The sequence below is a fragment of the Microbacterium sp. genome (assembly GCF_036277215.1).
Taxonomy (GTDB): domain Bacteria; phylum Actinomycetota; class Actinomycetes; order Actinomycetales; family Microbacteriaceae; genus Microbacterium.
Genome location: NZ_DASUNI010000200.1, coordinates 1 through 6332, shown reverse-complemented (window position 1 = coordinate 6332; position 6332 = coordinate 1). Strand labels below are relative to the sequence as shown.

Here is a 6332-nt window from a genome sequence, read left to right as displayed (position 1 = left end):
GAGACCGGCGGCGACGCCGACACAGACCTGCTCGGCGAGGCCGACATCGACGAACCGGTCCGGGAACTTGTCACGGAACTCGACGAGCGTCGCGCCGATGTCGGGGGTCAGCACCCAGAGGTTCGGGTAGTCGTCGCCGAGCTCGGCGAGGGTCGTCCCGATGACGGAACGAGCGGAGAGCATCTCTCCGAAGGTGAACGTGACGGGCATCAGACCGACTCCTTCTCACGGGATGCCTGGAGAGCCGCCATCGCGCGCTCCAGGTCGGCGGCGCCCAGCGATCCGGCGTGCCAGGCGAGGTTGTGCTCCATGAAGTCGACGCCCTTGCCCTTGATGGTTTCGCAGATGACGACGGTCGGCCGGTCGCTGTCGGTCGCCGGCAGTCCGTCGATCGCCTCGACCAGCTGCGCCATGTCGTGGCCGTCGATGTGGACCACGTTCCAGCCGAAGGCCGCCCACTTGTCGGGGTAGGGCTCGAAGACGACGCGCTCCTCGGCGAAGCTGGTCATCAGCTGGCGGTTGCGGTCGACGAAGGCGACCAGGTTGCCGAGCTCGTTGCTGCGGGCGGCCATCGCGGCCTCCCAGACCGATCCCTCGCCTGTCTCGCCGTCGCCGAGCAGACACACGACGCGGTGCGACTCGCCACGCCCGCGGGCGCTCAGAGCCATGCCGACCGCGAGCGGCAGGCCGTGGCCGAGCGATCCGGTGGAGCACTCGACGCCGGGCAGCTGCACCTTGCAGGGGTGCATCCCGTAGGCGCTGTCGAGCTGACCGTAGGTGTCGACGATGCCTTCGTACGAGAAGAACCCGCGAATCGACATCGCGATGTACATACAGACCGCGGCGTGACCCTTGCTGAGCACGAAGCGATCGCGCTCCGGGTTGCGCAGATCGGTCGGGTCGACGTGCAGACCGTATTCGAACAGCGCCGTGAAGATGTCGGCCGCCGACAGATCGCCGCCGATGTGGACGGCGCCTTCGTACGTGCCGCACAGGTGCAGCAGCTTCGACCTCAGCTCGAACGCGAGGTCTTTCAGCTCCTCGACGGTGTGCGGGTTCTCCCGCGCAAGGGTCGCTTCACCCATCTCATGCCTCCTCATCGATGACATAACCGTCGACAAGAAGCGCGCCAGGGGCGTCCTCATCGACTCTCGCTTTTTGGTCTCATCCGGGTCCCGGACTCGACTTGGCGACAGTAACACGAAGCAATTTACAAGTAAACAACTATGTAGATAAACTCATCTTGGGATCCAACGAGGGATTCCGTTGTCGAGTCGCAAGTCACGGAGAGGTGCTTGGTCGTCATGACTGAAACGCTGGAATCAGTTCGCACAGGGTTGTACATCGGGGGCGTCGAGCGCCAGACGCCCGAGACGCTCGCCATCGCGGATCCCGGAAAGCCCGGCGTGATCGTCGGTCACGCGGCATCCGCGTCGAAGGAGGACGTCGCCGATGCGGTGGCGGCGGCCAAGACGGCGTTCCCGGCGTGGTCGGCGCTGAGCGCGGTCGAGCGCGCTGCGGCGATGGCCGCGGCGATCGAGGGCATTGCGGACGACCGCGACGCGGATGCGGCGATCCTGTCGCAGGAGAACGGCAAGATCCGCTTCGAGAGCTGGATCGATGCCCTGGTCTTCGAGATCCGCTGGAACCTGGCGCTGATGCTGGCCGATGAGGTCGACACGGACAAGACGCTGCCCGTCGCCCCCGGCATCCCGGTCGAGACGGTGATCTCGTACCAGCCGCTGGGCGTGGTGACGGTGATCGTGCCGTTCAACTGGCCGATCGCGATCCTGGGTGCGGCCTTGCCGCACGCCCTGCTTGCGGGCAACACCGCTATCGTCAAGCCGCCGCCCTCGGCGCCCCTGGCGACCACCCGGGTCGTGCAGCGCATCGCCGAGAAGCTCCCCGCCGGCGTGCTCAACGTCGTCACCGGCAAGGACGAGAACATGGGCGGCCTGATCCAGAACACCGACATCGCGAAGGTCTGCTTCACCGGGTCGGTGAACGGCGGCAAGCGGATGATGGAGCTGGCGTCGAAGTCGCTCACTCGCGTCACGCTCGAACTGGGCGGAAACGACGCGGCGGTATTCCTCGACGACGCGATCATCGACGACACGCACCTCGATCGGCTGTACGCCGCGATCTACGACACCACCGGGCAGATCTGCATGAACGCCAAGCGCGTCTACGTGCACAACTCCCGGCTCGACGAAGTGGTCGCAGGCCTCAGCGAGCGCCTCGAGAAGGCCGTGATCGGCTACGGGCTTGACGAGGGCACCACGATGGGCCCGCTGCACTCGCCGGCACAGAAGGCGTTCGTCGAGGAGATCATCCAGGAGGCGAAGGATGCCAGAGCCGACGTCCGCGAGTTCGGCGAGCTCCCGGGGGGCGATCTCGCCGGCGGCAACTTCCTCCGGCCCGCGATCGTCGTCAACCCCGACTCGGCGCTCCGGGTCGTGACGCAGGAGCAGTTCGGGCCGGTCATCCCGATCATCGGCTTCGACTCCGAGGACGAGGCGATCGCGCTGGCCAACGACACCTGGGGCGGCCTGTGCGGCTCGGTCTGGACAGCAGACCCCGCGTCGGCCAACCGAGTCGGCGGCAAGCTGGTCTGCGGCTACGTCTGGGTCAACGACCACGGCGCCACCCGCCTCGATCTGCGCGCTCCGTTCGGCGGCATGAAGCAGTCCGGCATGGGTCGCGAACAGGGCATCGAGGGCGTCCGCGCGTTCCAGGACACCCGTTCGATCGCCACCATCGACGCCGCCGCGCTCGCCGCACAGGCGCACTGATGATCGGGCGCGGTCGACATCCTCGGCCCGGAGGCTCGAGGATGCCGGCCGCGCCGCACCCGCTCCCCTCGCCGACCGTCGTACTGAGCATCGGTAGACTCACCCCGAGGATTCCGACGTGATCCGTCCTGGGAATGGAGTGCGGATGACCGGCGACCTGGGCACCGCGGCCGTCCCGATCTTCGTGGGCGCGTCAGAGATCATCACCGAGCCGTTGGATGACGTCATCGACAGCGAGAACTTCACCCCCCGACTGCTCGCACTGCTTTCGAATGCGCTGGTGTGGCGCGAGTCGCGCCTGCTCCGCCGGGAGTTCAACCTGGGCACCAATGACTGGCGCGTGATCTCCGCGCTGTCGATCCGCCCGGGCGCGACTTCCAGCGACATCTCCGAGTTCGTGGCCATGAACAAGGCGGTCGTCTCGAAGAGTGTCAACACGCTCATCGCGCGGGAACTCATCGTGCCGGCGGATGGCGCGCGCGGCTCGCGTCACCTGTATCTGACGCGCGCCGGCGCCGACATGCACGACCGTATGAAGCCCATCTCGATGCAGGGCCAGGAGATCGTGCTCGCGGACCTCAGTCCCGACGAAGTGCGTCAGCTCAATCACCTGCTGACGCGTCTGCTCCAGAAGACGCCGGAGCTCTCGCGCGCGGGTGAAGAAGCCGCGCTCGCCGAAGAGGACTGAGCGCTAGCGCCGGAAAGCGCGGACGTACTGCGGCGGCGCGAGCGCCTCCAGCCCGTCGCCCAGTTCCTCCGCGGCGCGAAGGCCGAAGTGCGGGTCGCGGAGCCATTCGCGTGCGGCGAGGATCGCGTCGGCGTCGCCGGATTCGAGGATCGACTCCGCCTGCGCCCCGCTGGTGATGAGACCCACGGCGGCGACGGGCAGACCGGTCTCACGGCGGACATGCTCGGCGAGGGGCACCTGATAGCCGGGGCCGACCGTGATCTGCTGATGCGCGACCAGGCCGCCGCTGGAGATGTCCAGCAGGTCCGCGCCGGCCTCGGCCGCCCACGTGGCGACCGTCGCGGTCTCCTCGACGCTCCAGCCGCCTTCGGCCCAGTCGGTGCCCGAGAACCGCACGAAGACCGGCGTCGCCGGGCCGGCGGCATCCCGAACAGCATGGACGACGCGCAGCAGCAGCCGGGCGCGGTTCTCGAGCGACCCGCCGTACTCGTCCTCGCGGAGATTGCTCAGCGGCGACAGGAACTGGTGCAGCAGATAACCGTGCGCAGCGTGCACCTCGATCACGTCGAAGCCCGCCTCGACCGCACGGCGAGCGGCCGAGCCGAACGCGGCGACGATCTCGTCGATGCCTGCAGCGTCGAGCGGCGTCGGCTCGGCGATGCCCTCGAACGGCACAGCCGAGGGCGCGTCCGTCACCCACCCGCCCTCGTCGATGTCCACGCTGCCGTGACCGCGACCGGCGAACGGCCACCAGGTCGACGCCTTGCGCCCGGCGTGAGCGAGCTGGATGCCGGCCGCCGCACCCCGCGCATGGATCCCCGCGACGAGCGGAGCCCACGCATCGCGCTGCTCGTCGTTCCACAGGCCGGTGTCGCGCGGCGAGATGCGCCCGTCGGGAACGACCGCCGTCGCCTCCGCGATCACGAGGCCCGCGCCGCCTGACGCGAACTGGGCCAGGTGCACCCGGTGCCACTCGTTCGGGATGCCGTCCTCCGCGCTGTACATGCACATGGGTGCCACCCAGAGGCGGTTGCGCAGTACGAATCCGCGCACGGTCAAGGGGGAGAAGAGGATGCTCACGGGTGCTCCGGGGGTGTGGTTCGGGGGGACCGGATGGACGGCTCGGGTCGGGTCGGTCGGGTCGGGCATCGGGGAGAACGGACGGCGGGCTGGATCTGTTCCCTCGCCGGCTGTTGCGGCGAGGTGGCGCGTGCTTCTCGGTGCCGGAGGGGGCCGTGTTCGGGCGCCGACTCCGGAGATCAACCCTGCTTCTGCCAGTACACCGCCTCGTCGTCGATCGGCACGATGTCGACCTGCAGGCTCATCTCATCGAGGTAGTCGTGCACGGCTTGCCGGCACTCGCTGAATGTCCCGTAGTCGTCCACGATCGCCCAACCGCCGGGAGACAGCTTCGGGTACAGGCTCGTGAGGGAGACATGCGTCGCGTCGTAGAAGTCCCCGTCCATGCGCAGGAGAGCCAATTGCTCGATCGGAGCGGCGGGAAGGGTCTCGCTGAACCAGCCGCGGAGGAATTTCACCTGATCGTCGAGCAATCCGTATCGTCTGAACGACTCGCGGACCTCGTCGTAAGATGTGCCCTCTTTCAGCAACACGAACTTGTCCTGGAAGACCTGAGGCAGCGCTGACGGTCCCCCCTCCAGAATGTCCGCGCCGGGTGATGTGTACGACTTGGCGGTGACCCCGTGGTCGTTGACCGCCGGGTAGTACGCCTCGAAAGAGTCGGCGAGCCACACGGATCGGTCGGAAACGCCATAGGCCTTGAGAACCCCGCGCATGAATATCGTGGAGCCGCCCCGCCAGACGCCGGTCTCGATCATGTCGCCCGGCACCTCGTTCCTCAGCACGTCCTCGATGAGGTCGCGAACGTTGTCGAGCCGCTTCACGCCGATCATGGTGTGCGCGTAGCGAGGCCAGTCCTTGCCGGCGAGCCGGCGCTCGAGCGAGAACTCGGCGCGTAGCGGATCGGCCGACTCATCGTCCAGGTACGGGACCGCCGGATCCTGGTAGATCAGATTGCAGACGCAGCGCTTGAGAAGGTCGAGGTACAGGGAAACCGCATCATCAGCCATGAGCGTTCCAATCCGCGCGATAGCGGGATTCTTCTCGCCTTGCGGTGCGAGCGCAATCGGCTGGACGCGACCTCGTTCGTCGATCGCAGGTGCCGGGTAGATCCGCCAGGATCCGACCGAAGGGTGTCTCACTGCCGAGTCAGGGCCTCGGGGTCTGCCGGAAACTGGAACGCCTTGTCACGCGGCCGCAGGCTCCCACCCCGCTGAATGCTCCGCAAAAAGCCGACGAGCGCCCCGGCGGACGCCGACGTCAACCCGACTTCGTAGCATTTGATCTGGAACGCGCGCGGGTCGACGCTCATCCAGCGGTCGCGGACATTCATCATGTCGGCCTTGATCCGGTCCTCTTCGCGCCTGCGGACGTGCCCGCTCGGTGCGGCCGCAGCGCCGAGGAACTCCACGATCGCGCTCACGCCCGGAGGCAGCGGATCGGTCCCCATTCCCGAACCGTAGAACGATCGAGCATCCCGCACACCGGGAGGAAACCCCGTTCATTCAGAGGCGGGCTGAGGGGTGGTGTGGCCCGCCGGCGGGTGGTCTCTACGCAGAGTCGCTCAGGGATGGCTCGCAGGACGGGAGCCATCGCGGCATCGAAGGTAGCTCACGAAATGCCGCACGAGGGAGAAAGATGCACAAATGGGTGTTCGAGCCGGGCGCATTCACAGCGTCGCACGATCAGCAGGGCTCAGATCTTCCCTTTCATAGGATGCCGGAACCTATCGACTTACTGTGAACCTGGCTCACTTCGGGCCGTGCTCCCCC

At 67.3% G+C, this 6332-nt stretch carries 6 protein-coding genes and 1 pseudogene; 2 read left to right on the top strand and 5 right to left on the bottom strand.

Annotated features, from left to right (window positions below):
* A pseudogene (locus tag VFX99_RS10215) lies at positions 1–210 on the bottom strand (hypothetical protein); the annotation flags it as partial.
* Positions 210–1085, bottom strand: coding sequence for a transketolase (locus VFX99_RS10210; RefSeq protein WP_329666187.1), 876 nt, complete (start codon positions 1083–1085; stop codon positions 210–212). The pseudogene VFX99_RS10215 and the gene VFX99_RS10210, both read right to left, overlap by 1 nt.
* A gap of 219 nt (positions 1086–1304) precedes the next feature.
* Between VFX99_RS10210 and VFX99_RS10205 the strand changes: the two genes are divergently transcribed.
* The gene (locus VFX99_RS10205) at positions 1305–2792 is read left to right on the top strand and encodes an aldehyde dehydrogenase family protein (RefSeq protein ID WP_329666186.1); all 1488 of its coding nucleotides are present in this window, start codon (positions 1305–1307) and stop codon (positions 2790–2792) included.
* Positions 2793–2910: 118 nt separating this feature from the next.
* Positions 2911–3480 (top strand): MarR family winged helix-turn-helix transcriptional regulator, encoded by a 570-nt coding sequence (locus tag VFX99_RS10200; RefSeq protein ID WP_329666185.1) that lies wholly within the window; start codon positions 2911–2913, stop codon positions 3478–3480.
* A gap of 3 nt (positions 3481–3483) precedes the next feature.
* On the opposite strand, the gene VFX99_RS10195 is transcribed toward VFX99_RS10200, so the two are convergent.
* The 3 genes from VFX99_RS10195 to VFX99_RS10185 all read right to left on the bottom strand — a co-directional run bounded on the left by VFX99_RS10195 (position 3484) and on the right by VFX99_RS10185 (position 6010).
* Complete coding sequence (locus VFX99_RS10195; protein WP_329666184.1) at positions 3484–4560, bottom strand: NADH:flavin oxidoreductase/NADH oxidase; 1077 nt, start codon at positions 4558–4560, stop codon at positions 3484–3486.
* A 179-nt stretch (positions 4561–4739) separates the two neighbouring features.
* Positions 4740–5570: a TylF/MycF/NovP-related O-methyltransferase gene (locus tag VFX99_RS10190; protein ID WP_329666183.1), complete on the bottom strand. Its 831-nt coding sequence runs from the start codon at positions 5568–5570 to the stop codon at positions 4740–4742.
* Between the two features lie 128 nt (positions 5571–5698).
* Entirely contained in the window at positions 5699–6010 is a 312-nt protein-coding gene (locus VFX99_RS10185) for a hypothetical protein (protein WP_329666182.1), read from the bottom strand.
* Positions 6011–6332: the final 322 nt, after the last annotated feature.

What these genes read in the sequence shown, in the direction of transcription:
- VFX99_RS10210 (WP_329666187.1), bottom strand. Translation starts at nt 1,085, where the DNA reads ATGGGTGAAGCGACCCTTGCGCGGGAGAACCCGCACACCGTCGAGGAG.
- VFX99_RS10205 (WP_329666186.1), top strand. Translation starts at nt 1,305, where the DNA reads ATGACTGAAACGCTGGAATCAGTTCGCACAGGGTTGTACATCGGGGGC.
- VFX99_RS10190 (WP_329666183.1), bottom strand. Translation starts at nt 5,570, where the DNA reads ATGGCTGATGATGCGGTTTCCCTGTACCTCGACCTTCTCAAGCGCTGC.
- VFX99_RS10185 (WP_329666182.1), bottom strand. Translation starts at nt 6,010, where the DNA reads ATGGGGACCGATCCGCTGCCTCCGGGCGTGAGCGCGATCGTGGAGTTC.